Source organism: Lysobacter sp. KIS68-7 (assembly GCF_021284745.1).
Classification (GTDB): Bacteria; Pseudomonadota; Gammaproteobacteria; order Xanthomonadales; family Xanthomonadaceae; genus Noviluteimonas.
The window spans coordinates 2,834,465-2,858,901 of the sequence record NZ_CP089925.1; the positions used below are offsets into that span (position 1 = coordinate 2,834,465).

General features: G+C 67.6%; 25 protein-coding genes. 19 read left to right on the forward strand and 6 right to left on the reverse strand.

Features of this window, described 5'->3' with window-relative positions; genetic code table 11:
* Positions 1–17 precede the first annotated feature (17 nt).
* On the forward strand, positions 18–236 hold the full coding sequence (locus LVB87_RS13655) for a DUF6116 family protein (RefSeq protein ID WP_232898504.1): 219 nt from the start codon (positions 18–20) through the stop codon (positions 234–236).
* A gap of 14 nt (positions 237–250) precedes the next feature.
* A complete protein-coding gene (locus LVB87_RS13660) occupies positions 251–1,027 on the forward strand; it encodes a TatD family hydrolase (protein ID WP_232900563.1) in 777 nt (258 codons plus the stop codon).
* Here the strand turns inward: LVB87_RS13660 and LVB87_RS13665 are convergent.
* Entirely contained in the window at positions 1,024–1,857 is an 834-nt protein-coding gene (locus tag LVB87_RS13665; RefSeq protein ID WP_232898505.1) for a tRNA threonylcarbamoyladenosine dehydratase, read from the reverse strand. The two genes, LVB87_RS13660 and LVB87_RS13665, sit on opposite strands and share 4 nt — an antisense overlap.
* Before the next feature lie 73 nt (positions 1,858–1,930).
* Here LVB87_RS13665 and LVB87_RS13670 point away from each other — a divergent pair, with 73 nt between their 5' ends.
* From LVB87_RS13670 to LVB87_RS13680, 3 genes are all read left to right on the forward strand, one after another.
* Entirely contained in the window at positions 1,931–2,347 is a 417-nt protein-coding gene (locus tag LVB87_RS13670) for a cytochrome c (RefSeq protein ID WP_232898506.1), read from the forward strand.
* A 118-nt stretch (positions 2,348–2,465) separates the two neighbouring features.
* A complete protein-coding gene (locus LVB87_RS13675) occupies positions 2,466–2,936 on the forward strand; it encodes a glycine zipper 2TM domain-containing protein (protein WP_232898507.1) in 471 nt (156 codons plus the stop codon).
* A 182-nt stretch (positions 2,937–3,118) separates the two neighbouring features.
* Positions 3,119–4,237 carry a M35 family metallo-endopeptidase gene (locus LVB87_RS13680; protein ID WP_232898508.1) on the forward strand — a complete coding sequence of 373 codons (1,119 nt, stop codon included), beginning with the start codon at positions 3,119–3,121 and terminating at the stop codon, positions 4,235–4,237.
* Positions 4,238–4,321: 84 nt separating this feature from the next.
* Here the strand turns inward: LVB87_RS13680 and LVB87_RS13685 are convergent, their stop codons facing one another.
* The gene (locus tag LVB87_RS13685) at positions 4,322–4,531 is read right to left on the reverse strand and encodes a cold-shock protein (RefSeq protein ID WP_232898509.1); all 210 of its coding nucleotides are present in this window, start codon (positions 4,529–4,531) and stop codon (positions 4,322–4,324) included.
* Between the two features lie 142 nt (positions 4,532–4,673).
* On the opposite strand from LVB87_RS13685, the gene LVB87_RS13690 reads away from it, so the two are divergent.
* The 3 genes from LVB87_RS13690 to LVB87_RS13700 all read left to right on the forward strand — a co-directional run bounded on the left by LVB87_RS13690 (position 4,674) and on the right by LVB87_RS13700 (position 7,827).
* A complete protein-coding gene (locus LVB87_RS13690) occupies positions 4,674–5,156 on the forward strand; it encodes a DUF456 domain-containing protein (RefSeq protein WP_232898510.1) in 483 nt (160 codons plus the stop codon).
* Positions 5,157–5,239: 83 nt separating this feature from the next.
* The gene (locus LVB87_RS13695; protein WP_232898511.1) at positions 5,240–6,505 is read left to right on the forward strand and encodes a phospholipase D-like domain-containing protein; all 1,266 of its coding nucleotides are present in this window, start codon (positions 5,240–5,242) and stop codon (positions 6,503–6,505) included.
* A 32-nt stretch (positions 6,506–6,537) separates the two neighbouring features.
* On the forward strand, positions 6,538–7,827 hold the full coding sequence (locus tag LVB87_RS13700) for a mechanosensitive ion channel family protein (RefSeq protein WP_232898512.1): 1,290 nt from the start codon (positions 6,538–6,540) through the stop codon (positions 7,825–7,827).
* Positions 7,828–7,830: 3 nt separating this feature from the next.
* On the opposite strand, the gene LVB87_RS13705 is transcribed toward LVB87_RS13700, so the two are convergent.
* Both LVB87_RS13705 and LVB87_RS13710 read right to left on the reverse strand, forming a co-directional pair.
* Complete coding sequence (locus tag LVB87_RS13705; protein WP_232898513.1) at positions 7,831–8,241, reverse strand: hypothetical protein; 411 nt, start codon at positions 8,239–8,241, stop codon at positions 7,831–7,833.
* A complete protein-coding gene (locus LVB87_RS13710; RefSeq protein WP_232898514.1) occupies positions 8,238–9,752 on the reverse strand; it encodes a fumarate hydratase in 1,515 nt (504 codons plus the stop codon). The genes LVB87_RS13705 and LVB87_RS13710 overlap by 4 nt, the downstream gene beginning before the upstream one ends.
* Positions 9,753–9,899: 147 nt before the next feature.
* Between LVB87_RS13710 and LVB87_RS13715 the strand changes: the two genes are divergently transcribed.
* The 6 genes from LVB87_RS13715 (at position 9,900) to LVB87_RS13740 (ending at position 15,564) form a co-directional block, all read left to right on the forward strand.
* On the forward strand, positions 9,900–10,502 hold the full coding sequence (locus LVB87_RS13715) for a sigma-70 family RNA polymerase sigma factor (protein ID WP_232898515.1): 603 nt from the start codon (positions 9,900–9,902) through the stop codon (positions 10,500–10,502).
* Between the two features lies 1 nt (position 10,503).
* Positions 10,504–11,058 (forward strand): hypothetical protein, encoded by a 555-nt coding sequence (locus tag LVB87_RS13720; RefSeq protein ID WP_232898516.1) that lies wholly within the window; start codon positions 10,504–10,506, stop codon positions 11,056–11,058.
* Between the two features lie 41 nt (positions 11,059–11,099).
* Entirely contained in the window at positions 11,100–12,008 is a 909-nt protein-coding gene (locus tag LVB87_RS13725) for a DUF4097 family beta strand repeat-containing protein (RefSeq protein WP_232898517.1), read from the forward strand.
* Positions 12,009–12,094: 86 nt separating this feature from the next.
* Entirely contained in the window at positions 12,095–13,951 is a 1,857-nt protein-coding gene (locus LVB87_RS13730) for an ABC transporter ATP-binding protein (protein ID WP_232898518.1), read from the forward strand.
* 36 nt (positions 13,952–13,987) lie between these two features.
* Positions 13,988–15,145 carry a PQQ-dependent sugar dehydrogenase gene (locus LVB87_RS13735; RefSeq protein ID WP_232898519.1) on the forward strand — a complete coding sequence of 386 codons (1,158 nt, stop codon included), beginning with the start codon at positions 13,988–13,990 and terminating at the stop codon, positions 15,143–15,145.
* On the forward strand, positions 15,145–15,564 hold the full coding sequence (locus tag LVB87_RS13740) for a hypothetical protein (RefSeq protein ID WP_232898520.1): 420 nt from the start codon (positions 15,145–15,147) through the stop codon (positions 15,562–15,564). Before LVB87_RS13735 ends, LVB87_RS13740 begins: the two co-directional genes overlap by 1 nt.
* A gap of 2 nt (positions 15,565–15,566) precedes the next feature.
* Here LVB87_RS13740 and LVB87_RS13745 read toward each other — a convergent pair whose 3' ends face one another.
* Complete coding sequence (locus LVB87_RS13745; protein ID WP_343223398.1) at positions 15,567–16,622, reverse strand: LysR family transcriptional regulator; 1,056 nt, start codon at positions 16,620–16,622, stop codon at positions 15,567–15,569.
* Positions 16,623–16,772: 150 nt separating this feature from the next.
* On the opposite strand from LVB87_RS13745, the gene LVB87_RS13750 reads away from it, so the two are divergent.
* From LVB87_RS13750 to LVB87_RS13770, 5 genes are all read left to right on the forward strand, one after another.
* Positions 16,773–17,042: a hypothetical protein gene (locus LVB87_RS13750; protein ID WP_232898521.1), complete on the forward strand. Its 270-nt coding sequence runs from the start codon at positions 16,773–16,775 to the stop codon at positions 17,040–17,042.
* On the forward strand, positions 17,039–17,899 hold the full coding sequence (locus tag LVB87_RS13755; RefSeq protein ID WP_232898522.1) for an SDR family oxidoreductase: 861 nt from the start codon (positions 17,039–17,041) through the stop codon (positions 17,897–17,899). The genes LVB87_RS13750 and LVB87_RS13755 overlap by 4 nt, the downstream gene beginning before the upstream one ends.
* Positions 17,877–19,076, forward strand: a complete 1,200-nt coding sequence (locus tag LVB87_RS13760; RefSeq protein WP_232898523.1) for an efflux RND transporter periplasmic adaptor subunit — start codon at positions 17,877–17,879, stop codon at positions 19,074–19,076. The genes LVB87_RS13755 and LVB87_RS13760 overlap by 23 nt, the downstream gene beginning before the upstream one ends.
* 87 nt (positions 19,077–19,163) lie before the next feature.
* Positions 19,164–22,325: a multidrug efflux RND transporter permease subunit gene (locus tag LVB87_RS13765; RefSeq protein ID WP_232898524.1), complete on the forward strand. Its 3,162-nt coding sequence runs from the start codon at positions 19,164–19,166 to the stop codon at positions 22,323–22,325.
* A 22-nt stretch (positions 22,326–22,347) separates the two neighbouring features.
* On the forward strand, positions 22,348–23,814 hold the full coding sequence (locus tag LVB87_RS13770; protein WP_232898525.1) for an efflux transporter outer membrane subunit: 1,467 nt from the start codon (positions 22,348–22,350) through the stop codon (positions 23,812–23,814).
* 16 nt (positions 23,815–23,830) lie between these two features.
* Here LVB87_RS13770 and LVB87_RS13775 read toward each other — a convergent pair whose 3' ends face one another.
* On the reverse strand, positions 23,831–24,376 hold the full coding sequence (locus LVB87_RS13775; RefSeq protein ID WP_232898526.1) for a DUF488 domain-containing protein: 546 nt from the start codon (positions 24,374–24,376) through the stop codon (positions 23,831–23,833).
* Positions 24,377–24,437 lie beyond the last annotated feature (61 nt).

Here is a 24,437-nt window from a genome sequence, read left to right on the forward strand (position 1 = left end):
CCCGGAGAACTGCCTCGATGGCCAATCCCCTGCTCAGCCCCGTCATGCGGTACCTGGAGAAGCTGAGTTACCCGCGCTTGTTCCTCGTGATGGCGAGCTTGTTCGTGGTCGACACGGCCATTCCGGACTTCATTCCCTTCGCCGACGAAATCCTGCTCGGCCTGGGCACGCTGCTGCTGGCCGGCCTGCGCAAACGCAAGGCCCCGAACGTGGTCGACGCGCCTTCGCGACGCTGATGGGCGCTCGCCCGATGCACGCGCTCGTCGATACGCACTGCCATCTCGACGTCCAGGAATTCGACGCGGACCGCGACGCCGTGGTCGCGCGTGCGCGCGAGGCGGGCGTGGTGCGGCAGATCGTGCCCGCGATCGAAGCGGCGACCTGGCCCGGCCTGCGCGATGCCTGCGCAAACGACCCCGGTCTGTTCCCCGCCTACGGCCTGCATCCGCTCCTCATCGCCTCGCATCGCGAACAGCACCTGCGCGAATTGCGCGACTGGATCGAACGCGAACGCCCCGTCGCCATCGGCGAATGCGGCCTGGACTACTGGGTGGAAGGCCTCGATCGCGAGCTGCAGGCGACGTATTTCGATGCGCAACTGCGCCTGGCGCGCGAGTTCGACCTGCCGGTCGTGGTGCATGCGCGCCGCGCGGTGGATGCGGTGATCGCCTCCATCAAACGCGTCGGCGGGTTGCGCGGCGTCATCCACAGTTACCCGGGCAGCGAGGAACAGGCGCGGCAGTTGGCCGACCTCGGCTTCCTGGTCGGGCTCGGCGGGCCGGTCACTTACGAGCGCGCGAACAAGGTGCGTCGCGTCGCCGCCAGCATTCCGCTCGACACGCTGTTGCTCGAAACCGATGCGCCCGACCAGCCCGACAGCGAACACCGTGGGCAGCGCAACGAGCCCGCGCGCATCGTGCGGGTACTCGAGGTCATCGCGGCATTGCGCGGCGTGACACCCGACGTCATCGCAGAGGCGACCACGCGCAACGCCGAACGCCTGTTCGCGTTGCCCGCGACGGCTTAACCCGCTTCGGTTTCCGCCGCCGTCGTTGCGGCGTGCGCGGGCTTGTCGGGCTTCAACAACAACTCCATCGCGCGCCCCACCGCCGCGAACGCGAACGCCCCGGTGACATGCGTGGCTGCGCCCAGCCCCGCGCCGCAATCGAGCTTCAGCGCCGCATCCGGCTCCAGCTGCGGGCGCACGCCGCACACGCTGCCATCGGCCTGCGGATAGCGCACGTTCTGCAACGAGTACACCGCCGACACGCCGAAGTAACGATCCGGGCTGCGCGGGAATTTGAACTCGCCGCGCAGCTTCTTGCGGATCAGCGACAACATCGCATCGTGTTCCGTGCGCGACAGATCGCGCACGCGCACCATCGTCGGATCCGTGCGTCCGCCGGCCGATCCCACCGTCACCATCGGCAGCTTGCGGCGCCGGCACCAGGCGATGGAGACGACCTTGGTGCGGAAGCTGTCGCAGGCATCGAGCACGAGGTCGAAGTTGCGGTCCAGCAAGGTGTCGATGTTCGACTGCGTCAGGAAATGGGCGACGGGATCGACGTCGATCTGCGGATGGATCGCGCGGCAGCGCTCGGCCATCACCTCGGCCTTGTTGCGGCCGTACTGTCCCGTCAGCGCCGGCAGCTGGCGGTTGGTGTTCGACAGGCACAGGTCGTCGGCATCGATCAGCGTCAGGTGCCCCACCCCGCTGCGGGCGAAGGCCTCGGCCGCCCAGGCGCCGACACCACCCAGCCCGACGACGGCCACGCGGCGTCCGTCGAGCCGTTCGACGGCCCCTTTTCCATAGAGCCGGTCGATGCCGGCGAAGCGCTCGCGCAGGTCGTGTCGCATGGGGGCGCATTCTAGTCTGGTAAGGTCTGCGCCCATGCGGTCCGCAGGATCGCCCCCACGGTGGAGCATGGACATGGCAGGAACCGGCGCGCGGTACTTCTTCCTCTTCCTGGTCGGTCTGGTGGTCGGCGTGATCGCCACCGTGATGGGCCTGCGCGCGTTGAACGCACGCAAGGATCCCTTCCCGGAAGCGCTGATGCACGTGCAGCAGTGGCACCTGGGCGAACTGAAGAAGGACGTCGAAGCGAATCGCTGCAACGCGACCGATACCCTGCCGCACCTGTCCGCGCTGCGCATGACCGCCGACGACATCGAGCAGGCCTTCCCGGACCTCCGCGACGACGCGCGCTTCACCAAGGCGGCCGGCCAGTTGCGCGCCACGCTCGACACCGCACGCAACAACCCACCCTTGAACTGCGCCGCCGTGGGCACGGTGCTGCAGGACATCGGCAACGCGTGCAAGGCCTGCCACCAGGATTTCCGGAACTGAAGTTGCGGCAACTGAATCGCCGCTGATGCGCGCGCGCCGAAACGCGCGCGCTTGATGCCCCATTCACCGCGCACGCCACAGCATCGACCGCGTACCCCCGACAAGGAAGGAGTCACGCATGAAGATGCATCTGATGGCCGCGGCCGTCGCGACGATGGCGCTCGCGGGTTGCGCGTCGACGACGCCGAGCAACGGTTATGGCAATTCCGGTTACAACACGCCCGCCCCCACCACGGCCAACTGCTACGACTGCGGCGTGGTGACGCGCATCGATGCGGTCGGCAACACCACGCAGAACAACGCCGCCACCGGCGCCGTGCTCGGCGGTGTCGTCGGCGCGGTCGCCGGCCATGAACTGGCGAAGGATTCGAGCAAGGGCAAGCAGAACACCGCCACCGTCGCGGGCGCCGCGGCCGGCGCACTCGCAGGCCACGCGATCCAGAAGAACATGCAGAACCAGGCGCAGAGCTACAACGTGTACGTGCGCATGGACGACGGCAACACGGTCACCTTGAACCAGGCCGACATCGGCGGGATCCGCGAAGGGTCCTACGTGCGCGTGTACGACGGGCGCGTCTGGGCGCGCTGAGGGCACGCCACATCGCTTCGTGAATCCAGGGCCGTCCTTCGGGGCGGCCCTTTCTTTTCGCCATCGTCACGCGCCTGTCGGGCAAATGCCCCTGCAGCGTCCCGCCGAGGCGGGCAGCTGCGTTCCCCCATTTGCAGTCTTCCTGCATTTCCACGCATTTCTCTTCCGGGGTACTCACTCGCATGAAACTGTCCCTCAGCAGTCTCGTCGCCGGTTCGGCCGTCCTCGCCGGTGCCATCGCAGCGGCCGTCGCCGCGCCTCCCGCCGCCCGCACCAACCCGTTGCGCGTCAGCCTGGTCGCCTCCACGGGCAAGGCCAGCGATTTCCTCGGCGCGGTCGAAGTGACCGTGACCAACACCAGCAACCGCGCAGTGCGCGTGCCGAAGTGGGAACTGCCCTCGGATTTCGTCGAAGGCAAGCTCTTCCTGGTCACGCGCGACGGCAAGCCGGTTCAGTACGAAGGGCCGATGATCAAGCGTCCGCTGCCGACGGCGGAGGATTTCGCGGTGCTGCGCCCGGGTGAAACGCGTCGCGTCGTGGTCGACCTGTCGGGTGCCTACGATCTGTCGCAGACGGGCGATTACACAGTGACGTTCGCCTCGCCGTTGCAGCACGCATCGCTCTCGGGCGGCGGCGGGATGCTCAAGCAGGCGACGGGCATCCCGATGATCGCCAAGTCCGCGCCGCTGCGCCTGTGGGTGGACGGCAGCGACCAATTGCTCGGCAAGCGCGGCGGCAACGGCAACGGCGCCAAGAAGCCGCCGTCCGGTGGCGGCACGGTGGTCAACGGCGTGAGTTTCGTCGGCTGCACGACGACGCAGATCAGCCAGGCGGGCACCGCGGTCGTGAACGCGCGCAGCTACACGGAAGAGTCGAAGGGCTACCTCAATTCCAATACGCAGGGCCCGCGCTACACGACGTGGTTCGGTGCGTACACGAGCCAGCGCTATTCGACGATGCAGCAGCACTTCGCCAGCATCGACGCGGCGATGGACCAGAGCGCCGGCCAGGTCAAGATCAACTGCGGCTGCAACCAGAGCTACTACGCGTACGTGTATCCGACCCGCCCGTACGAAATCTTCGTGTGTCGTGCGTTCTGGTCCGCGCCTGCCACCGGCACCGATTCGAAGGCCGGCACGCTCGTGCACGAGATGAGCCATTTCAACGTCACCGCCGGCACCGACGATCACGTGTACGGCCAGGCGGGTGCGAAGAGCCTGGCGATCTCCGATCCGGCCGCGGCGATCGACAACGCCGACAGCCACGAGTATTTCGCCGAGAACAACCCGCACCAGAACTGATGGCACGCGCAACAAAAAACCCGGCCTCGCGGCCGGGTTTTTTCATGCGCTGACGCTGCGACGGCATGCGCCGTCGCGCGAAGGTCACATCGGCTGGACCTGGTCGGCCTGCAGGCCCTTCTGGCCCTGCACGACGACGAAGGAGACCTGCTGGCCTTCCTTCAGGCTCTTGAAACCCTGCGACTGGATCGCGCGGAAATGCACGAACACGTCGTCGCCATTCTCACGGCTGATGAAGCCGAAGCCCTTGGCATCGTTGAACCATTTGACGGTCCCGGTTTCGCGGTTCGACATCTGTGTAGCTCCCTCGGCGGTTGGGCGGTTCGCCGGGGTCCGGCGATACTCAGCGGCCGCAACCTACGCCCGCATTCGCGAAAATGCAACGGGCGTGAAGACCCCGCCCCCACCCCGTCCAAAACCCCCGGAAGGAGCCCGAATGAGCCCGCAACTGATGTATGCCCTGGCCGCCCTGCTCGTCGTCGTCGGCCTGGCCGGCGTGGTGCTGCCGGCACTGCCGGGCTTGCCGCTGGTCTTCGTCGGCATGCTGATCGCGGCGTGGGCCGGGGGATTCGCGAAAGTCGGCGTTGCAACGCTGGTGGTGCTCGGCCTGCTCACCCTGTTTTCCTTCGTGGTCGACTTCTGGGCCACGGCCCACGGGGCCAAGCGGGTGGGCGCCAGCAAAAAGGCGATCGTCGGCGCCGTGCTGGGCACCTTCGCTGGCCTGTTCTTCGCGCCGATCGGCCTGTTCGTCGGACCCTTCGTCGGCGCGCTGGTCGGCGAACTGATCCACGGCCGCGAACTGGGCGCGGCCGCGAAGGTGGGTTTCGGCACCTGGCTCGGGCTGGTGCTCGCCATCGTGCTCAAGCTCGGGCTTGCCTGCGCGATGCTCGGGATCTTCGCGTTCGCATGGTTTTTCTAGCGGCATTCACGGCTGCTGCGCGAGCCCATCCGTAACGTGGCTTCCCCGTCGAGGGGGACGCCATGGATTGGAGCAGCCAGCGCATGTGGACCGTCGTTATCGTCACGGTGGTGGTGACCGGCCTGCTCGTCGTCATCGGCCTCAACTTCGCCACGCCCGAGAAAAAGCTCGAGCGGAAAGTCGAACACCACTTCGCGGTCTCCGATCCGCAGTTCCGCCGCGAGATGGGCGTGCTGCTCGGCCCCGCGATCCTCCCGGGCAACACGGTGCAGGACCTGCAGAACGGCGACGAGATCTTCCCCGCGATGCTGTCGGCGATCGCCTCGGCGAAGAAGACGATCAGCTTCGAAACCTACATCTACTGGAACGGCGACGTCGGCAAGCGCTTCGCCGATGCGCTGTCGGAACGCGCGCGCCATGGCGTCAAGGTCCACGTCACCATCGACTGGGCCGGCAGCTACAGCATGGACGAAGCGCAGCTGAAGCAGATGGAAAGCGCGGGCGTGGAAGTCCAGCGTTACCGCCCGTTGCATTGGTACAACCTGGGGCGCATGAACAACCGCACGCATCGCAAACTGCTGATCGTCGACGGGCGCGTGGCGTTCACCGGCGGCGTGGGCATCGGCGATCCGTGGCAAGGCAACGCGCAGGACAAGGACCATTGGCGCGACGTGCATTTCCGCGTGGAAGGCCCGGTCGTGGCGCAGTTCCAGGCCGCCTTCAACGACAACTGGATCAAGACCACGGGGCGCGTCCTCAACGGCCCCGACAACTTCCCGCCGCTGGAACCGAAGGGCGAGGTGGCGGCGCACATGTTCGTCAGCTCGCCCGCCGGCGGCAGCGAGAGCATGCACCTGATGTACCTGATGGCCATCGCCGCGGCCGAACACAGCATCGACCTGGAAGCTGCTTACTTCATCCCCGATCCGCTGGTGGTGGCTGCGCTGCGTGATGCGCGCAAGCGCAACGTGCGCATCCGCGTGCTCGTGCCCGGCAAGAACACCGATTCGGACGCCGCGCGCCTGGCCTCGAAGTCCGGTTGGGGCCCGCTGCTGAAGGCCGGCATCGAGATCAGCGAATACGAACCGACCATGTTCCACAACAAGATGCTGATCGTGGACAGGCAGGTCGTCTCGGTGGGTTCGACCAATTTCGACCTGCGCAGCTTCCGGCTCAACGACGAGGCGAGCCTCAACGTCTACGACGCGGCCTTCGCCGAACGCATGACGCAGGTGTTCGAACAGGACCTGGCCAAGGGCAAGCCCTACACCTACGAAACGTGGGAACAGCGACCGCTGAAGGAGAAGTTCATGGAGACCTTCGTCCTGCCCATCAAGTCGCAGTTGTAGACTCGCCAGCTGGCCCGACCCCACGGTTTCCGATGCTTCGATCCTTCATCGCGCGCGCTGCCCTCGCCTGTTCCTTCTGCCTCGCCTTCTGTGCGCAGGCGACGCCCGCGGCCCCCACGCTGCCGGCGCCGGCCTCGACCGTCGATGCGCACGATCGCGAGATCGGCCGCCGCGTCGATGCGCGATTGGACAAGGAGCCGGCATTGGGCCGCGTGGAAGCGAGCGTCGTGGATGGCGTCGCCTTGCTGCACGGCGAAGTCGTCCGCCAGGAAGACGCGAAGCTCGCCGAATCCATCGCCGCGCAGACGCGGGGCGTGACGCGCGTGGAAAACCGCATCGAACTGAGCACGCGCCTGAGCGACCGCTTCGGTGTTGCCTTGCAGGCGGTGGGCGACAAACTCGTGCGCCTGCTCGCGGCGACGCCGCTGCTGGTCATCGCGGTGGGCATCGTGTTCGCGGCCGCGTGGATCGGGCGCGTACTCTCGCGCCGCACGCGCTGGTGGCTCGGCCACGTGCACAGCCAGAATCCCTACCTCGAAGGCCTCGTCCAACGCGTCGTGCAATGGCTCACGCTGGTGTGCGGCCTGCTGATCGCACTGGACCTGCTGGGCGCCTCGTCGCTCGTCGGTGCGGTCCTGGGGTCGGCGGGCGTCGCCGGTCTGGTGCTCGGCTTCGCCTTCAAGGACATCGCGGAGAACTATGTCGCAGGCATCCTGCTCAGCCTGCGCCGCCCCTTCGCGCCGGGCGACCACGTGCTGATCGATCGCGTGCACGAAGGCAAAGTCGTGGCGCTGACCTCGCGCGCCACGCTGCTGATGACGCTCGACGGCAACCAGCTCGCGTTGCCCAACGCGCTGGTGTTCCGCTCGGTCGTGCTGAACTTCTCGGAGAACCCGAAGCGACGCTTCGATTTCCTGGTGCCGCTGGATCCGTCCGCGTCGGTCAGCGATGCGCAGCGCATCGGTCTCGCGGCGATGCAGGGGATCGACGGCCTGCTCGCCGATCCGCCGCCCTACACGCTGATCACCGAATACCTGCCGGACCGCATGAGCGTGCAGTTCCTCGGCTGGGTGGACCAGAAGCGCACCAGCGTGCCGCGCGTGCGCAGCGAAGGAATGCGGCGGGTCAAGCGCGCGCTCGACGATGCGGGCATCCGCCGCGCGGGCGTGCCGGTGTCGGCCCCCAAGCCCGCGGTGCCCGACTACACACCGCCCGCCGATACCTCCGCGGACAGGGAAATCGACGCGCAACTCGCGCAGGCGCAGCGCGCGAAGGATGCCGAGAACCTGCTGGACGACCGCGACACGCCGCCGTCGCCCTGAGGCTTACTCGCCGTACATCAGCCAGTGGCGCGCGACGAATTCGTCGTTGGAGACGTGGATCGCGATGCCGCGTTCGGTGAGCAGGATGCCGCCGTGCTCGCTGCCCTGCAGGTCGTCCTGCATCTCGACGAAGGCGGTGCGGATGCTCGCGAAGCCGAAGTCGGCCATCGCGTCGATCACCTTCGGCACGTCGTCGCGGTCGACCGTCGCATCGAGGTCTTCGATCACCAGCAGCTTGCGCGCGCCATGCAGCGCGCACTGTTCGGCGAGCAGCTTCCACATCGCGATGGAGACCGCGAGCGAATCGCGGCCTTCGTGCACGTAGGCGCGCAGGAAACCGTGTTGCTGTTCGAGCCGGACCTTGAACGATTCGCCGCTGTCGAGGACGTGTTCCAGCAGTGTCGGGACGATCAAGCGACCACCACCGGGATTTTCCCGATGCGGGCCGCCCACTCGCGCGGGCCGGTCTCGTGCACCGAGCTGCCGGTGGAATCCACCGCGACGGTCACGGGCATGTCCTGCACGGTGAATTCATAGATGGCTTCCATGCCGAGGTCGGCGAAGGCGACGACCTTGGCGGCCTTGATGGCCTTCGACACGAGATAGGCCGCACCACCGACCGCCATGAGGTAGGCCGAACCGTGCTTGCGGATGGCCTCGATCGCCGCCGGACCGCGCTCGGCCTTGCCGACCATGCCCAGCAGGCCGGTCTGCGCGAGCACCTGTTCGGTGAACTTGTCCATGCGCGTGGCGGTGGTCGGACCCGCGGGGCCGACGACTTCATCGCGCACCGGATCGACGGGGCCGACGTAGTAGATGAAACGTCCCTTCAGGTCGACGGGCAGTGCCTCGCCCTTGTTCAACATGTCGACCATGCGCTTGTGCGCGGCATCGCGGCCGGTGAGCAGCCTGCCGTTGAGCAACAGCACTTCGCCCGGCTTCCAGGAGGCGACGTCTTCCTTCGTCAGCGTGTCCAGGTCGACGCGACGGCCCTTGCTCGAATCGTAGGTGAGCTTCGGCCAGTCCTCGAGCGAGGGCGGATCCAGCATCACCGCGCCGCTGCCGTCGAGCACGAAGTGCGCGTGGCGCGTGGCGGCGCAGTTGGGGATCATCGCGACCGGCAGGTTCGCCGCGTGCGTCGGGTAATCCTTGACCTTGATGTCGAGCACCGTGGTCAGGCCGCCCAGGCCCTGCGCCCCGATGCCGAGCGCGTTGACCTTTTCGTACAGCTCCAGGCGCAATTCCTCGGCACGATTGGACGCACCGCGCGCCTGCAGCTCGACGATGTCGATCGGCTCCATCAGCGCTTCCTTCGCCAGCAGCATCGCCTTCTCGGCGGTGCCGCCGATGCCGATGCCGAGCATGCCCGGCGGGCACCAGCCCGCGCCCATGGTCGGCACGGTCTTGAGCACCCAGTCGACGATGGAGTCGGAGGGGTTGAGCATCGCGAACTTCGACTTGGCTTCCGAACCACCGCCCTTCGCCGCGACGATCACTTCGACCGTGTTGCCCGGCACGACCTTCACGTTGACCACGCCGGGCGTGTTGTCCTTCGTGTTGGTGCGCTTGCCCGCGGGATCGGCGAGCACGCTGGCGCGCAGCTTGTTGTCGGGATGGTTGTAGGCGCGGCGCACGCCTTCATGGACCATGTCCTCCACGCCCATCGAGGCGTCGTCCCAGCGCACGTCCATGCCGATGGTGAGGAACACCGTGACGATGCCCGTGTCCTGGCAGATCGGGCGATGGCCTTCGGCGCACATGCGCGAATTGATCAGGATCTGCGCGATGGCGTCCTTCGCCGCCGGGCTCTCTTCGCGCTCATAGGCGGCGGCGAGGTTCCGGATGTAGTCGACGGGGTGGTAGTACGAGATGTACTGCAGTGCGTCGGCCACCGACTGGATCAGGTCTTCCTGGCGGATCGACACCGGGCCGGGGGCCCGCGAGCTGGGGGAATGCTGGGAGGTCACGAGGAAGCAGCGGAGCGGGAAAGCGGCGATTCTAGCCCCTCGCGGACCCATTCACCGGAGCCGGGCGCCTTAAACCTTGCCGGCCGATGCCGCATCGGAGTGGATATGCTGACCTCCGCCGTGACCGAATGGACACCTGCCGCGCCAGTCCTGACCCCTCCCGCCGAGGATGTCGACGGGCCGCTCGTTCGTTCCGCGGGCGCCGGCGACGCGATCGCCTTCGAGGCGCTCTACCGTCGCCATAGCGGTCGCGTGCATGGCGTGATCCTCCGCCTCGTCGGCGGCAACGCCGGCCGCGCGGAGGACCTGACCCAGGAAGCCTTCGTGCGCGCTTGGCAGGCCCTGCCCGGGTATCGCTTCGAAAGTGCGTTCTCGACCTGGCTGCACCGGCTCGCGGTGAACACCGCGCTGATGGAACTGCGCTCGCGGCGCAGCCGCCCGCAGGCAAGCGACGACGAGGACGCCCTGGATTCGATCGGCACGCTGGATTCGGCGGGCCACGTGACCGCACTGACGATGGACCTGGAGCGCGCGGTCGCCACCCTGCCCCCGCGGGCGCGTGCGGTCCTGGTGCTGCACGACGTGGAAGGTTGGAAACACGAGGAGATCGCCGCCGAACTCGGCATGGCGGTCGGCAGTTCGAAGGCCCAGTTGCATCGCGCGCGCGGATTGCTGCGCACGCGGCTTGGAGGTTCCCATGACGCATGACATGAAAAACGAAGAAGACAACGGCCTGCTGCCCGACGCGCTGCGCTGGGAATTGCGCGCGCTGCGCCAGGATGCCGAGCCCGCCCGCGACCTGTGGCCCTCGATCGCCGGACGCCTGGCGAGCACGCCGCAGGTGAAGCCTGCGCCGGTCGTCGCGCGCCGTCCGACGTGGCGCCGCTTCGCACCGCTGGCCACCGCCGCCTCGCTCGCGCTCGCGCTCGCCCTCGGCCTGGCCTGGCAGTTGCGCCCCGTGCAGGCACCGGCGGGACTCCCTGCCGCCAACGACCCGCACACGCAGCTGATCGCGAAGGAAGCCGACGCGATGACGCTGGAATACCAGGCGGCGCTGAAGATCCTCGGCGCCGGCCGCCCCGCCCAGGTGCAGCCGGCCTCGAAGGAACTGCAGGTGCTCGACCAGAGCGCTGCGCAGATCCGCACCGCGCTCACGCGCGACCCCAACGCGCGTTTCCTGTTGAACCAGCTGCAACGCACCTACACGCGTCGCCTCGAACTCACGCAACGCCTGGCCGCGCACGACGACGTGCTCGCCAGCTGACACATGCCGATGCCTTTCGCTGCACTTTTTGGAGAAGTCCCATGACCCGCAAGCTGCTCACCCTCTCCCTCCTGGCCGCCCTGGTGGCCGCACCGACGGCGTGGGCCGCCACGCCGATCAACCAGTCCCGCCCGCTCGACGCGCGCGGCCACGTGGAAATCGACAACGTGAAGGGCAGCATCCAGGTCCGCACGTGGGATAAACCCGAAGTCCACATCGGCGGCAGCCTCGGCAAGGGCGTGGAAAAACTCGTCGTCGAAGGCGACGAGAACGACCTGGTCATCCGCGTCGAATACCCGAAGCGCGACAGCGGCTTCGGCCGCGACGAGAAGACCGAGCCGACCGACCTGATCATCAACGTGCCGGTGCTCGCGGGCCTGGAGATCGACGCGGTGTCGGCGACGGTGGATGTCGTCGGCGTGGCCGGCGAATCGCTGGAGATCGACAGCGTCAGCGGCGACGTCACCGTCGCGGCGGCGCCGCGCGAGGCGCACATCGAAAGCGTCAGCGGCGACCTGCAGCTCACGCTCAACACGAAGGAGGTCTCGGCCTCCACGGTGAGCGGCGACCTGCGCCTGAAGGGCAAGCTCAACGGCGAGATGTCGGTGGAGACGGTGTCCGGCAACATCGAAGCCGAAAGCAATGGCCTGCGCCTGCGCCGCATCTCGGCCTCCACGGTCTCCGGCGACGTCACCGTGCGCGCCGGCCTGGCCGATGGCGGCGAACTCAAAGCCGAGTCGGTGAGCGGCGACCTGCACCTGCGCATGCCGAAGGACACCTCGGCCCGCGCCAGCGGCGAAACCTTCAGCGGCGACCTCAAGGCGCCCGGTGTGACGATCCAGCGTCCGAAGTACGGCCCCGGCGCGAGCTTCGAGCATCGCTTCGGCACCGGCAACGGGCAGATCCGCATCGAAACCTTCTCGGGCGACGCCGAACTCGTTTTTGAATAAATCAACGACCACACCCCACCTGGGCGCGGAGCGATCCGCGCCCTTTTTTTGTTCCCGTCACCGGCCGTTCCGGAGACTAGCCGGCCATGGCAGAGCCGGCCCGCACCGCGAACCCCTCCCTGCGCGAACGCGTCGGCGCGCTGCGCAACCTGCCGCCGTTCCTGCGCGAGATCTGGGGAACCAGCCGCACGCTCACGTTGGTGAGCCTCGGCCTGCGCATGGTGCGTGCGCTGTTGCCGATCGCCACCTTGTACGTGGGCAAGCTGATCATCGACGAAGCCGTGCGCCTGGTCGGCCGCGGCCTGGGCTTCGATGCCTTCCTCGATGCCTGGCACAGCGGCGCGCTCGACCACCTGGTCGTGTTGCTGCTCGCCGAGTTCTCGCTGGCGATCCTCTCCGACCTGCTCGGCCGCATCGTGAGCTACGCCGACGCGGTGCTCTCGGAGATGTTCACCAACGCGACCAGCGTGCGCCTGATGGAACACGCAGCGACGCTCGACCTGGAAGACTTCGAGGATCCCGACCTGCAGGACCGGCTCGACCGCGCGCGCCGGCAAACGATGGGGCGCATGAACCTGCTCAGCCAGTTGTTCGGGCAGGCGCAGGACGCAGTGACGGTCGTCAGCTTCGCCGCCGGCCTGCTCATCTATGCGCCGTGGCTGATCGCCTTGCTCGCGGTGGCGCTGGTGCCCGCGTTCGTCGGCGAGTCGCACTTCAACGCGCTGAACTACTCGCTCAACTTCCAGTGGACGCCGGAGCGCCGGCAGCTCGAATACCTGCGCCAGATGGGCGCGAGCGTCGAGACCGCGAAGGAAGTGAAGATCTTCGACCTGCACAAGTACTTCATCGCGCGCTACCGCACGCTGGCCAAGCAGTTCCTGGATGCCAACCGCAGCCTCGCGCGGCGTCGCGCGGTGTGGGGCACGTTGCTCGCCGCGCTGGGCACCTTCGCGTATTACCTAGCGTATGCGTACATCGCGTGGCGCACGGTGCGCGGCGATTTCAGCATCGGCGACCTGACCTTCCTCGCCGGCAGCTTCCGGAGGCTGCGGCAGTTGCTCGAAGGCTTGCTCGTCGGGTTCTCGCAGGTCGCGGGGCAGGCCCTCTACCTCGACGATCTGTATTCGTTCTTCGAGATCGTGCCGGAGATCCGATCGAAGCCCGATGCGGTGCCGATCCCGCGCCCCATCGCGCGCGGCTTCGTGTTCGAGAACGTCGGCTTCCGTTATCCCGACGCCGAGCGCTGGGCGCTGCGCAACCTCGATTTCGAACTGCGCGCAGGCGAAGTGCTCGCGCTCGTCGGCGAGAACGGCGCGGGCAAGACCACGCTGGTGAAACTGCTCGCGCGCCTGTACGAGCCGGACGAGGGCCGCATCCTGCTCGACGGCCGCGACCTGCGCGACTACAGCCTGGAAGACCTGCGCGCCAACATCGGCGTGATCTTCCAGGACTTCGTGCGCTACCACCTCACCGTCGCGGAGAACATCGGCGTGGGACAGATCTCCGCAATGGACGACCGCACGCGCATCGAAGGCGCCGCGCGCAGGGCGTTCGCCGATGAAGTCGTCGACACGCTGCCCAATCGTTACGACCAGGTGATCGGCCGGCGCTTCAAGAGCGGCGTGGACCTGTCGGGCGGGCAATGGCAGAAGATCGCGATCGCGCGCGCGTACATGCGCGATGCGCAGGTGATGATCCTCGACGAACCCACGGCGGCGCTCGATGCGCGCAGCGAGTTCGAAGTCTTCCAGCGCTTCAAGGAACTCTCCGCGGGCCGCACCGCGGTGCTGATCTCGCATCGCTTCTCGAGCGTGCGCATGGCCGACCGCATCCTCGTCCTCGCCGAAGGGCGACTGGAGGCCAGCGGCACGCACGAAGCCCTGCTCGCGCAGGGCGGGCGCTATGCGGAACTCTTCGAACTGCAGGCTGCCGGATATCGGTAGTACCCTCTCCTCATCCCTCGCAGGAGTCGATCTTCGATGAAACGCATTGGTGGATTGGCGCTGTGCCTGATGCTCGTCAGCGGATGCAGCGCCGGCGAACAGAATGCGCAGGCGAGCGCCGCGAACACGCCGGCCGCGCCCTCGCCCGCCGGCATGCGCGTGGAGACCATCGCGCACGGGCTCGAACATCCCTGGGCTGTCGCATTGATGCCCGATGGCAGTTTCCTAGTCACCGAACGCCCGGGGCGCATGCGCCGCATCGATGCAAAGGGCACGATCGGTCCGCCCATCAGCGGCGTGCCCACCGTCTTCGCGCAAGGCCAGGGCGGCCTGCTCGATGTCGAACTCGCACCGGATTACGCCACGTCGCACCGCATCTACTTCAGCTTCGCCGAACCCGGCGAGAACGACACCGCCGGCACCGCGGCCGCGATGGCGACGCTCGATGGCAACGCGTTGAAGGACGTGCGTGTGTTCTACCGCCAGATGCCGAAGCTCGATGGCGGTAACCACTTCGGTTCGCGCATCGCCTTCGACGGACACGGCCACGTGTTCATCAGCCAGGGCGAGCGCAACCATCGGCCGACGGCGCAGAAGCTCGACATGCTGCAGGGCAAGGTCGTCCGCCTGAACCTCGACGGCAGCGTGCCGAAGGACAATCCTTTCGTCGGCCGCAAGGATGCGCGTCCGGAAATCTGGAGCTACGGGCATCGCAACATGCAGGGCCTGGCCATCGATCCGCGCACGGGCACGCTGTGGGAAAGCGAGCATGGGCCGCGCGGCGGCGACGAAATCAATCTTCCGAAGGCAGGCAAGAATTACGGTTGGCCGATCATCACTTACGGCATCGACTACTCGGGTTTGAAGATTTCCGAATCGGTGGGGACGTCGGCGCCGGGGATGGAGCAACCGCATCATTACTGGCCGGTGTCGCCTGGCCTGTCGGGCATGGCGTTCTACACGGGCCGGCCGGGCTCGCCCTGGAACGACAGCCTCTTCCTCGGTTCGCTCGCGCAATCCAACCTGATCCGGCTCTCGCTGAAGGGCGACGCGATCGTCGGCGAAGAGCGCTTGCTGCAGGACCTGGGCGCGCGCATTCGCGACGTGCGCGTCGGCAAGGACGGCAACGTGTACGTGCTGACGGACGAAGACAACGGCAAGCTGCTGCGCCTCACGCCGCCGGAGACGAAGTGATGCAGATTCGCGGCGCCTGCCATTGCGGGAACGTGACGTTCGAACTCACGTGGCCGGACGACGTGCCGCGAATTCCCGCGCGCGCCTGCGGCTGCACCTTCTGCCGCAAGCACGGTGCGTCGTGGACCTCGAATCCCGACGCACGCCTGCAACTCGAGGTGCAGGACGCCGCCCTGCTCGAGCGCTACGCCTTCGGCACGCGCACCGCGGATTTCCTGGTGTGCAAGCGCTGCGGCGGCGTGCCGGCGGTGATCAGCCGCATCGATGGACGCGACTACGCCGTTGTCAACATCAATACGTTCGAGGGCGTGGATCCGGCGGTGTTCGACCGCAGCAGCAGCGACTTCGACGGCGAGGCGACGGAAGATCGCCTCGCACGCCGGAAATCGCGCTGGATTGCGTCGGTCAGCGGGATCTGACCTCAGCCCTCGGCGACTTCGATTTCCTCTTCGGTCGCCGGCTTGGCCGTTTCGCCGACCTTGCGCAGCGCCAGGCGATACGCGTTGTCGACCGCCTTCGCCTGCTTGCCGACCTCGCTGCAGCTGCTGCCGGGACACACCGCCTGCTGCATGAAGCCTGCATCGAAGTCGAGGCGCTCGACCAGGAAGTCGACGAACGCACGCACCTTCGGCGACTGCACGCGACCGCGCGGGAACACGGCGTTCATCTCGTACTCCGGCCCGTTCCAGGCCGGCAGCACGCGACGCACGTAACCGGCTTCGGCGTAGGGCTTCATCATGATGTCGTTGGCGAGCATCAGGCCCTCGCCGCACAGCAGCGCGCCGCGGAGGCCGGCCGGATCGTTGGCGACGAACACCGGATCGATGCGGAATTCGGTGCTGCGCGTGCCGTCGTGCAGCGGCCAGGAGAAGCCGAAGCCGTTGCGCCGCTGCTTCACCATCGCCAGCGTGCGGTGGTGCTGCAGATCGTCGGGATGCAGCGGTTCGCCGTGGCGCTCGAGGTAACGCTGGCTGGCATAGACCTGCGTGCGCAGCACCGCCAGGCGGCGCGCGACGAGGTTGGAATCCGGCAGGTTGCCGATGCGCAGCGCGACATCGATTTCCTTGTCGATCAGATCCAGCGGTTCGTTGTTGAGCACCATCTCCACGCGCACTTCCGGATGGCGCGCATGGAACTCGCTCAGCAGCGGCGCGATCCATTCGATGCCCATCGAGTACGGCGTCGTGATGCGCAACCAGCCGCGCGGCCCGCCCTGCAACTGGCCGACGGCGCTTTCGGCTTCGTCCAGTTCGCGTGCAATGCGCTGGCAATGTTCGTAGTACACGTTGCCCGCTTCGGTGAGCCCGAGCTTGCGGGTCGTGCGATGCAACAGTTGCGCGCCGAGGCGCTGTTCCAGGTCCTGCACCTTGCGGCTGACCGTGGTCTTGGGCAGGCGCAATGCGCGCGCTGCGGAAATGAAGCTGCCGTGCTCGACCACCTTGACGAAAACCAGGGTGTCGTTGAGATCGCGGGCCATGCGGACGCTCCTTCGCTGGGCGCCGGTGGGGGAACCGAATCGGCTGCTGCCGATTGGACCGGAGCCGGGACAATTATTCCCCGATTTGCCAGCTAATCAAGAGGGGGGCCGAGGCGTACGGTGTGCGGCATCCTCCCCGAGGTCCCCGTCATGTCCGCCCCGCAAGCCGCCCGCCTCGCCGTCCTCCCGCTCCTGCCGATCGCCCTGGCGGTATTGGCGTGGCTGGGTTTCGTGGCCATGCGCGAGTCCATCGCCAGCGGTGGCGCAGGGATCTGGCTGATGGCGTGGGTGCTGGCCTTCCTCGTCGGCATGCCCCTGCTGGTCCTCGGCCTGGCCGTGGCCGGTGCGGCGCAGCGCCATACATTGGCCCGAAATCTTGTCCCATATTCGGGAGAAACCATCCCGGGAGCGGGACAGTGAAGCCCGCTCTTCTCGTTCTCGGCGCGACCAGCGCCATCGGCCGCGGCGTGGTCCGCGCGGCGGTCGAAGCTGGTCGGCCCGTCGTCGCGATCTCCCCCGACCGCGACGGGTTGCGCGCATTGCAGGGATCGCATGCGCACGCCGACCTTTCCATCCTCGTCGCGCACCCGGGCGACGAACGCAGCGCCGCGGCCCTGGCCCGCGACATCCGCAAGCTCGACCGTCCGATCGACGGTGTCATCGCCGCGCTATGCACGGAACGCGAGCGCGGCCGCATCCTCGACAAGCCGGCCAGCGAACTGCGCGATGCGCTCGATGCGAACGTCGTGGCACACCTCGCGGCCGCGCGGCACCTGCTGCCGCTGCTGGTCGAAGGCCAGCGTGGCGGCGGTTACATCCTGGTCGACGGCCCCGGTGCATCACACCCGTGGGCCGGTTACGGCCATCGCTCGGTCGGTGGCGCCGCGCTGCACATGCTCGCGCGCGTGCTGCACGACGAAGCGCGCGCCCTGTCGGTCCGCCTGCAGTTGCTCTCGCTCGACTGGCCCGTGCGCACGCGCGAGAACGAACGCCACGCCTGCGCGCAGTGGCCGAGCGCGAACGGCGTCGGTCGCCGCGTGCTCGCGATGCTCGATCGCCGGGACCGCGCGCCGGCCGAAGCCATCGTGCATTGCGCGGGTCCGTGCTCCGACGCAAGCGACGAGGACGACCCACAAACATCGGATAGCGACCCACGCCTGCTGACATCACGCTGTCTGCAGGACGCGCGCACGCTGCTCGGCTCGCTCTCCCGCCCCCATTCCGCCTCCCCCCTCGAGAACAAGGAAGACAGTCATGAACCTCCGACCCGCCGTTGAACGCACGCGCGCACGGCACCCGGCCCCCATCGTGGTGCTGGCGCTTGCCGCGCTGTTGCCGATCGCCATCGCCGCCTGCTCCAGCGAAGCGGCCGCGCCGGAAGGCATGCCGCCTCCGCCGCAGGTCAGCGTCGCCCAGGTGCTCACCAAGGAAGTGGCCCAGTGGGATGAATTCACCGGCCGCGTGGCCGCGGTGGAAACCGTCGAGCTCCGCCCGCGCGTCAGCGGTTACGTGCAGCAGGTGGCGTATCGCGAAGGCCAGGACGTCCGCAAGGGCGACCTGCTGTTCGTGATCGACCCGCGCCCCTACAAGGCCGCGCTCGACCAGGCGCAGGCCAACCTCGAGCGCGCCCGCGCCGAGCAGTTGCTTGCGCAGACCCAGGACAAGCGCGCACAGACGCTGATCGACGCCAAGGCGATCTCGCGCGAAGAGTTCGAGATCCGCAAGGCCGCCTCCTCGCAGGGCAACGCCGGCGTGCGCGCCGCCGAAGCCGCCGTCGCCGCCGCGCGCCTGGACCTGCAGTTCACCGAAGTGCGTTCGCCCATCGACGGCCGTGCCGGCCGCGCGATGGTGACCGAAGGCAACCTCGCGCAGGCCGACGCCACGCTGCTCACCACGCTCGTCTCGCAGGACCCGATGTACGTGTACTTCGAAAGCGACGAGCAGGCCTTCCTGCGTTACGCCGCGCTCGCGCGCAAGGGCGAACGCGACGGCGTGCGCAACCCGGTGCGCGTCGGCCTCGCCGACGAGGACGGATATCCGCACAAGGGCACGGTCGATTTCATCGACAACCAAGTCGATTCGCAGACCGGCACCATCCGCGCACGCGCCGTCGTCGCCAATCCGGATCGCGTGTTCACGCCGGGCCTGTTCGCACGCGTGCAGTTGCAGGGCAGCGGCCGCTTCAAGGCCATGCTGATCGACGACAAGGCCGTGCTCACCGACCAGGACCGCAAGTACGTCTACGTGCTCGGGCCGCACAACACGGCGGTGCGCAAGGACATCGTGGCCGGCCGGATGAACGACGGACTGCGCGTCGTCGAATCGGGCCTGGCGCCCAGCGACAAGGTCATCGTGCACGGCGTGCAGAAGATCTTCATGCCCGGCATGCCGGTCACGCCGCAGACGATCGCGATGGGTGCGCCGCCGCAGCCGGAAAAGGTCGCCATGAAGTAACGGGCACGCCGCGGCCCCGCTTCCCTCGTCTCCGTCCTCTCCCGCTACAGGGAGAGGAGGACCGCTCTTTTGCCTGAGGAACCCCTCATGGACTTTTCCAAATTCTTCATCGACCGGCCGATCTTCGCCGCGGTGTTGTCGATCGTGATCTTCGCAGCGGGCCTGATCGCCATCCCGCTGCTGCCCATCAGCGAATACCCGGAAGTGGTGCCGCCTTCGGTGGTCGTGCGCACCGTGTACCCGGGCGCGAACCCGAAGGTGATCGCCGAAACCGTCGCGACGCCGCTGGAGGAAGCCATCAACGGCGTCGAGGACATGATGTACCTCAAGTCCGTGGCCGGCTCCGACGGCGTGCTGCAGATGACGGTGACGTTCAAGCCCGGCACCAACGCGGACGACGCCGCGGTGCGCGTGCAGAACCGCGTCGCGCAGGCGCTGGCCCGGTTGCCGGAAGACGTGCGCCGGCAGGGCGTGACGACGCAGAAGCAGTCGCCCGTGTTCCTGATGGTCGTGCACCTGGTTTCGACCAGCGGCAAGTACGACACGCTCTACCTGCGCAACTACATGCGCCTGCACGTACGCGACGAACTCGCGCGCCTGCCGGGCGTGGGCGATGCGCAGACCTTCGGCGGCGGCGACTACGCCATGCGCATCTGGCTGGATCCCGACAAGGTGGCCGCGCGCGACATGACCGCGGGCGACGTCGTGCGTGCGGTGCGCGAGCAGAACATCCAGGTCTCCGCCGGCCAGCTCGGCGCCGAGCCGATGCCCAACGGCAGCGACTTCCTCACGCTGATCAATGCGCAGGGTCGCCTGCGTTCCGTGGATGAGTTCAAGAACGTCGTGCTGAAGAACGGCGACGACGGCCAGGTCGTGCGCCTTGCGGACGTGGCGCGCGTCGAACTCGCGGCGGGCGATTACACCTTGCGCTCGCGCCTGGACGGCAGCGATGCGGCCGCAGTCGGCGTGTTCCAGGCGCCGGGCGCGAATGCGCTCGCGATCCGCGATGGCGTCGTGGCCAAGATGGAGGAGCTGAAGAAGCAGTTCCCGCCGGGCGTGGAATACAAGACCGTCTACGACACCACGATCTTCGTGCGCGATTCCATCAAGGCCGTGGTCACCACGCTGCTGGAAGCCATCGCGCTCGTCGTTCTGGTGGTGATCCTGTTCCTGCAGACCTGGCGCGCGTCGATCATTCCGCTGATCGCGGTGCCGGTGTCCATCGTGGGCACGTTCGCGGCCCTGCACCTGCTCGGTTTCTCGATCAACACGCTGACGCTGTTCGGATTGGTGCTCGCGATCGGCATCGTCGTGGACGATGCGATCGTCGTGGTCGAGAACGTGGAGCGCAACATCGAAGAAGGCCGCACGCCTCTTGAGGCCGCGCACCAGGCGATGAAGGAAGTCTCCGGCCCGATCATCGCGATCGCGCTGGTGCTGTGCGCCGTGTTCGTCCCGATGGCCTTCCTCAACGGCGTCACCGGCCAGTTCTACAAGCAGTTCGCGGTGACCATCGCCATCTCCACGGTGATCTCGGCGGCCAACTCGCTGACGCTGTCCCCGGCGCTCGCCGCCAAGCTGCTGCGTCCGCACGATGCGCCGAAGGATGCGCTCTCGCGCTGGATCGAGAAGGCCTTCGGCTGGGTGTTCCGTCCGTTCAACCGCTTCTTCAAGCGCAGCTCGGCGGCCTACCAGGGGCGCATCGGCGGCCTGCTCGCCCATCGCGGCCGCGTGTTCGCGGTGTACGGCGTGCTGCTGCTCGCCACTGGCCTGGTGTTCGCGTGGGTGCCGCGCGGCTTCATTCCGATCCAGGACAAGCTGTACCTGATCGCGGGCGTGAAGCTGCCGGAAGGCGCGTCGATCGAGCGCACCGATGCGGCATTGAAGAAGGTGGCCGAAGCCGCGCGCAGCATCGACGGCGTCGCGCATGAAGTCGCCTTCCCCGGCCTGAACCCGCTGCAGTTCACCAACACCCCGAACAGCGGCGTCGTGTTCTTCCCGCTCAAGCCCTTCTCCGAGCGTCACCTGAGTGCGAAGCAGATCAACGACCAGCTCAACGCCAAGATCCAGGGCATCCAGGAAGGCTTCGCCTTCTCGCTGATGCCGCCGCCGATCCTCGGCCTGGGCAATGGATCGGGTTATTCGTTGTTCGTCGAAGACCGCGGCAACCTGGGTTACGGCGCGCTGCAGAATGCGGTGCAGGGTTTCCAGGGCATGGCGTCGCAGACGCCCGGCATGGGTTTCCCGATCAGCAGCTACCAGGCCAACGTGCCGCAGCTCGACGCGGAAGTGGATCGCGTCAAGGCCAAGGCGCAGGGCGTGCCGCTCACCGAACTGTTCGACACGCTGCAGACTTACCTCGGTTCGCAGTACGTCAACGACTTCAACATGTTCGGTCGCACCTGGCAGGTGATCGCGCAGGCCGACGGTCCGTTCCGCGACCACGTGGAAGACATCGCCAACCTGCGCACGCGCAACAGCAACGGCGAGATGGTGCCGATCGGTTCCATGGTCACCATCAAGCAGACCTACGGTCCCGACCCGGTGCTGCGCTTCAACGGCTATCCGGCCGCCGACCTGCTCGGCGAAGCGGACCCGCGCGTGATGTCCTCCGGCCAGGCGATGAAGAAGGTGGAAGAGATCGCCGGGCAGGTGCTGCCCAATGGCATGGGCTTCGACTGGAGCGACCTGAGCTACCAGGAAGCCACGCAAGGCAACGCCGCGTTCGTCGTGTTCCCGCTCGCCGTGCTGCTCGCCTTCCTCGTGCTGGCCGCGCTGTACGAAAGCTGGACGCTGCCGCTGGCCGTGATCCTGATCGTGCCGATGACGATGCTCTCCGCGCTGATCGGCGTGAAGCTCACCGGCGGCGACAACAACACCTTCGTGCAGGTGGGCCTGGTGGTGCTGATGGGCCTGGCGTGCAAGAACGCGATCCTGATCGTCGAATTCGCCCGCGAGCTGGAACTGCAGGGCAAGTCGATCATGGAAGCCGCGCTCGAAGCCTGCCGCCTGCGTCTGCGTCCGATCGTGATGACCTCCATCGCCTTCATCGCCGGCACCGTGCCGCTGGTGTTCTCGCACGGCGCGGGCGCAGAAGTCCGTTCGGTCACGGGCATCACGGTGTTCGCCGGCATGTTGGGCGTCACGCTGTTCGGCCTGTTCCTCACGCCCGTGTTCTACGTCGCGTTGCGCAAGCTGGTCACGCGCGACCAGGTCCCGTCCGGCGAAGTCGCCGTGGCGCAGGCCTGACATGCGAATCCAAGGAGCTGACATGACCTCTCAAGCTTTCGTCCCCACGTTGCGCGTCGCGTCGTCGGTCCTCGTCACGGCGCTGCTCGCGGCGTGCACCGTGGGGCCGGACTACGTGCGGCCCACGCCGCAGGAGCCCGCCACGTTCGCGCGTGCCGAGGCCCCTGCGACGACCGCAACGCCTGCGCCCGCCGACGACGCGTTCTGGGAACGCTTCGGCGATCCCACGCTGACCGCGCTCGTCGAAGAAGCGCTCGCCGCCAACCACGACCTGCGCATCGCCCTGTCGCGTTACGACGCCGCCAATGCCTTGCTGCGCGAATCGAAGTTCGACCAGATCCCGACGATCACGGCGCATGGAAGCGCCAGCCGTTCGCGGCTCAGCGCCGACCAGGCGCCGGGCGTCTCCCGCGCGGACCGCGACGACGTTGATTCGTATGAAGTGAACGCGGCGGCGACCTGGGAGCTCGACCTGTTCGGCCGCGTGCGTCGCAACGTCGAAGCCAACCGCGCCGGCACCGAAGCGACCGCGAACGACCTGGCCGCCTTGCAGGTGGCGATCGTGGGCGACGTCGCGCGCAACTACTTCCAGTTGCGCGGCTTGCAGGAACGCTTGCGCGTCGCCCGCGAGAACGCCGAGAACCAGCGCGAAACCCTGCGCCTGGTGCAGGCCCGCTTCGATGCGGGCCGCGGCACCGAGTTCGACACCTCGCGTGCGCGTGCGCAATTGGAAGGCACGCTCGCGCTCGTGCCCGCGTTCGAGGCCGAGGTCGCGGTCGCCGAGCATCGCATCGCGGTGCTCACCGGCCGCACGCCGGAAGCGCTCATCACGGAACTCGACGCGCCCGCGGAACTCCCTGCCCTGCCCGACCACATCGATGCAGGCACGCCGGGCGAGTTGTTGCGCCGTCGTCCCGATGTCGCGGCCGCGGAAGAACGCCTGCATGCGGCGACCGCGCGCATCGGCGTGGCCACCGCCGATCTGTTCCCGCGCTTCACGCTCGGCGCGCTGATCGGCAGCCAAGCGGCGGATGCGAGTGCGTTGTTCGGGCGCGACAGCGAGACTGGCTTCGTCGCGCTCGGCATCGACTGGTCCTTCCTCGACGCCGGTCGCGTGCGCGCGCGCATCGCTGCCACGGATGCGAACGCCGAGGGCGAACTCGCGCGCTATCGCCAGACGGTGCTGCTCGCGCTCGAAGACACCGAGAACGCGCTGATCCGCCAGGCGCGTGCGCGCGTGGAAGACGAACACCTCGCACAGGCCGCGCTCGAAAGCGCCAATGCGGCACGCCTCGCGCACGTGCGGTTCGAAGCGGGCGCGGTCGACCTGTTCGAAGTGCTGGATGCGCAACGGACGCAGTTGCTGGCGCAGGACGCGCTCGCCGGAGCGCGCACGCGCAGCACGGTCAGCGTCGTGGAGCTGTATCGCGCGATGGCCGGTGGTTGGCCGGGGCGCATGCCGCTGCGCGAGAAGATCGCGCGCGAGTGAGTCAGGGCGTGCCTGTTCAGAACAGCGCGCCCGTCGACGGCTCGGCATAGGACAGCCGACCGTCGACGAGCGTGGCGGCCCCGGTCCACGGATGTTCGTCCGTGCGACCGGGCGCCAGCAGATGCAGCACTCGCCATCCACGCGCCTTGAAGTCGTCCGAAATCAGGCTGCGGTGGCATTGCCACCACATCGCTTCGGCGCACATCACCGCCGTCGGTGCGCGCAAGGCAACGGCCGCGAGCCGCGCGCTCGCCTGCACGTACTCCGCCGTCTCCATGTAGTCGGCATAGCCGCGAAAGGCCGCATTGCGCCACCGCGAGTTGTGCGAATCCTTGCGTGCCGGGCGACGACCGCCCAGGTCGGGCATCGGCATGTACGCGATGCCCGCATGCGGCAAGGCCTCCGCCATCGCCTCGCCGGAGAACTGCGGATTCCGCCGCGACCCCGCAAAGCGCCGCACATCCACCAGCGTCGCCACACCCGCGTCCTGCAGCATTGCGACGAACGCCTCCCAGGGTCGCGTCGAATGCCCGATGGTCCACAGCGTGCCCGCGTCTGCCATTCCATGATGCTGACACGCCCCACCGGGTGAAATCGCATTGACGGCGCGGCGACTACGCTTT

Bases quoted from the DNA above. Each gene is read 5' to 3' on its own strand.
- LVB87_RS13685 (WP_232898509.1), bottom strand. From the start codon at position 4,531: ATGTCGAACCGCGAAACCGGGACCGTCAAATGGTTCAACGATGCCAAG.
- LVB87_RS13720 (WP_232898516.1), top strand. From the start codon at position 10,504: ATGAAAAACGAAGAAGACAACGGCCTGCTGCCCGACGCGCTGCGCTGG.
- LVB87_RS13730 (WP_232898518.1), top strand. From the start codon at position 12,095: ATGGCAGAGCCGGCCCGCACCGCGAACCCCTCCCTGCGCGAACGCGTC.
- LVB87_RS13715 (WP_232898515.1), top strand. From the start codon at position 9,900: ATGCTGACCTCCGCCGTGACCGAATGGACACCTGCCGCGCCAGTCCTG.
- LVB87_RS13655 (WP_232898504.1), top strand. From the start codon at position 18: ATGGCCAATCCCCTGCTCAGCCCCGTCATGCGGTACCTGGAGAAGCTG.
- LVB87_RS13690 (WP_232898510.1), top strand. From the start codon at position 4,674: ATGAGCCCGCAACTGATGTATGCCCTGGCCGCCCTGCTCGTCGTCGTC.
- LVB87_RS13670 (WP_232898506.1), top strand. From the start codon at position 1,931: ATGGCAGGAACCGGCGCGCGGTACTTCTTCCTCTTCCTGGTCGGTCTG.
- LVB87_RS13770 (WP_232898525.1), top strand. From the start codon at position 22,348: ATGACCTCTCAAGCTTTCGTCCCCACGTTGCGCGTCGCGTCGTCGGTC.
- LVB87_RS13775 (WP_232898526.1), bottom strand. From the start codon at position 24,376: ATGGCAGACGCGGGCACGCTGTGGACCATCGGGCATTCGACGCGACCC.
- LVB87_RS13665 (WP_232898505.1), bottom strand. From the start codon at position 1,857: ATGCGACACGACCTGCGCGAGCGCTTCGCCGGCATCGACCGGCTCTAT.
- LVB87_RS13695 (WP_232898511.1), top strand. From the start codon at position 5,240: ATGTGGACCGTCGTTATCGTCACGGTGGTGGTGACCGGCCTGCTCGTC.
- LVB87_RS13725 (WP_232898517.1), top strand. From the start codon at position 11,100: ATGACCCGCAAGCTGCTCACCCTCTCCCTCCTGGCCGCCCTGGTGGCC.
- LVB87_RS13765 (WP_232898524.1), top strand. From the start codon at position 19,164: ATGGACTTTTCCAAATTCTTCATCGACCGGCCGATCTTCGCCGCGGTG.
- LVB87_RS13740 (WP_232898520.1), top strand. From the start codon at position 15,145: ATGCAGATTCGCGGCGCCTGCCATTGCGGGAACGTGACGTTCGAACTC.
- LVB87_RS13760 (WP_232898523.1), top strand. From the start codon at position 17,877: ATGAACCTCCGACCCGCCGTTGAACGCACGCGCGCACGGCACCCGGCC.
- LVB87_RS13660 (WP_232900563.1), top strand. From the start codon at position 251: ATGCACGCGCTCGTCGATACGCACTGCCATCTCGACGTCCAGGAATTC.
- LVB87_RS13675 (WP_232898507.1), top strand. From the start codon at position 2,466: ATGAAGATGCATCTGATGGCCGCGGCCGTCGCGACGATGGCGCTCGCG.
- LVB87_RS13745 (WP_343223398.1), bottom strand. From the start codon at position 16,622: ATGGCCCGCGATCTCAACGACACCCTGGTTTTCGTCAAGGTGGTCGAG.
- LVB87_RS13680 (WP_232898508.1), top strand. From the start codon at position 3,119: ATGAAACTGTCCCTCAGCAGTCTCGTCGCCGGTTCGGCCGTCCTCGCC.
- LVB87_RS13700 (WP_232898512.1), top strand. From the start codon at position 6,538: ATGCTTCGATCCTTCATCGCGCGCGCTGCCCTCGCCTGTTCCTTCTGC.
- LVB87_RS13750 (WP_232898521.1), top strand. From the start codon at position 16,773: ATGTCCGCCCCGCAAGCCGCCCGCCTCGCCGTCCTCCCGCTCCTGCCG.
- LVB87_RS13735 (WP_232898519.1), top strand. From the start codon at position 13,988: ATGAAACGCATTGGTGGATTGGCGCTGTGCCTGATGCTCGTCAGCGGA.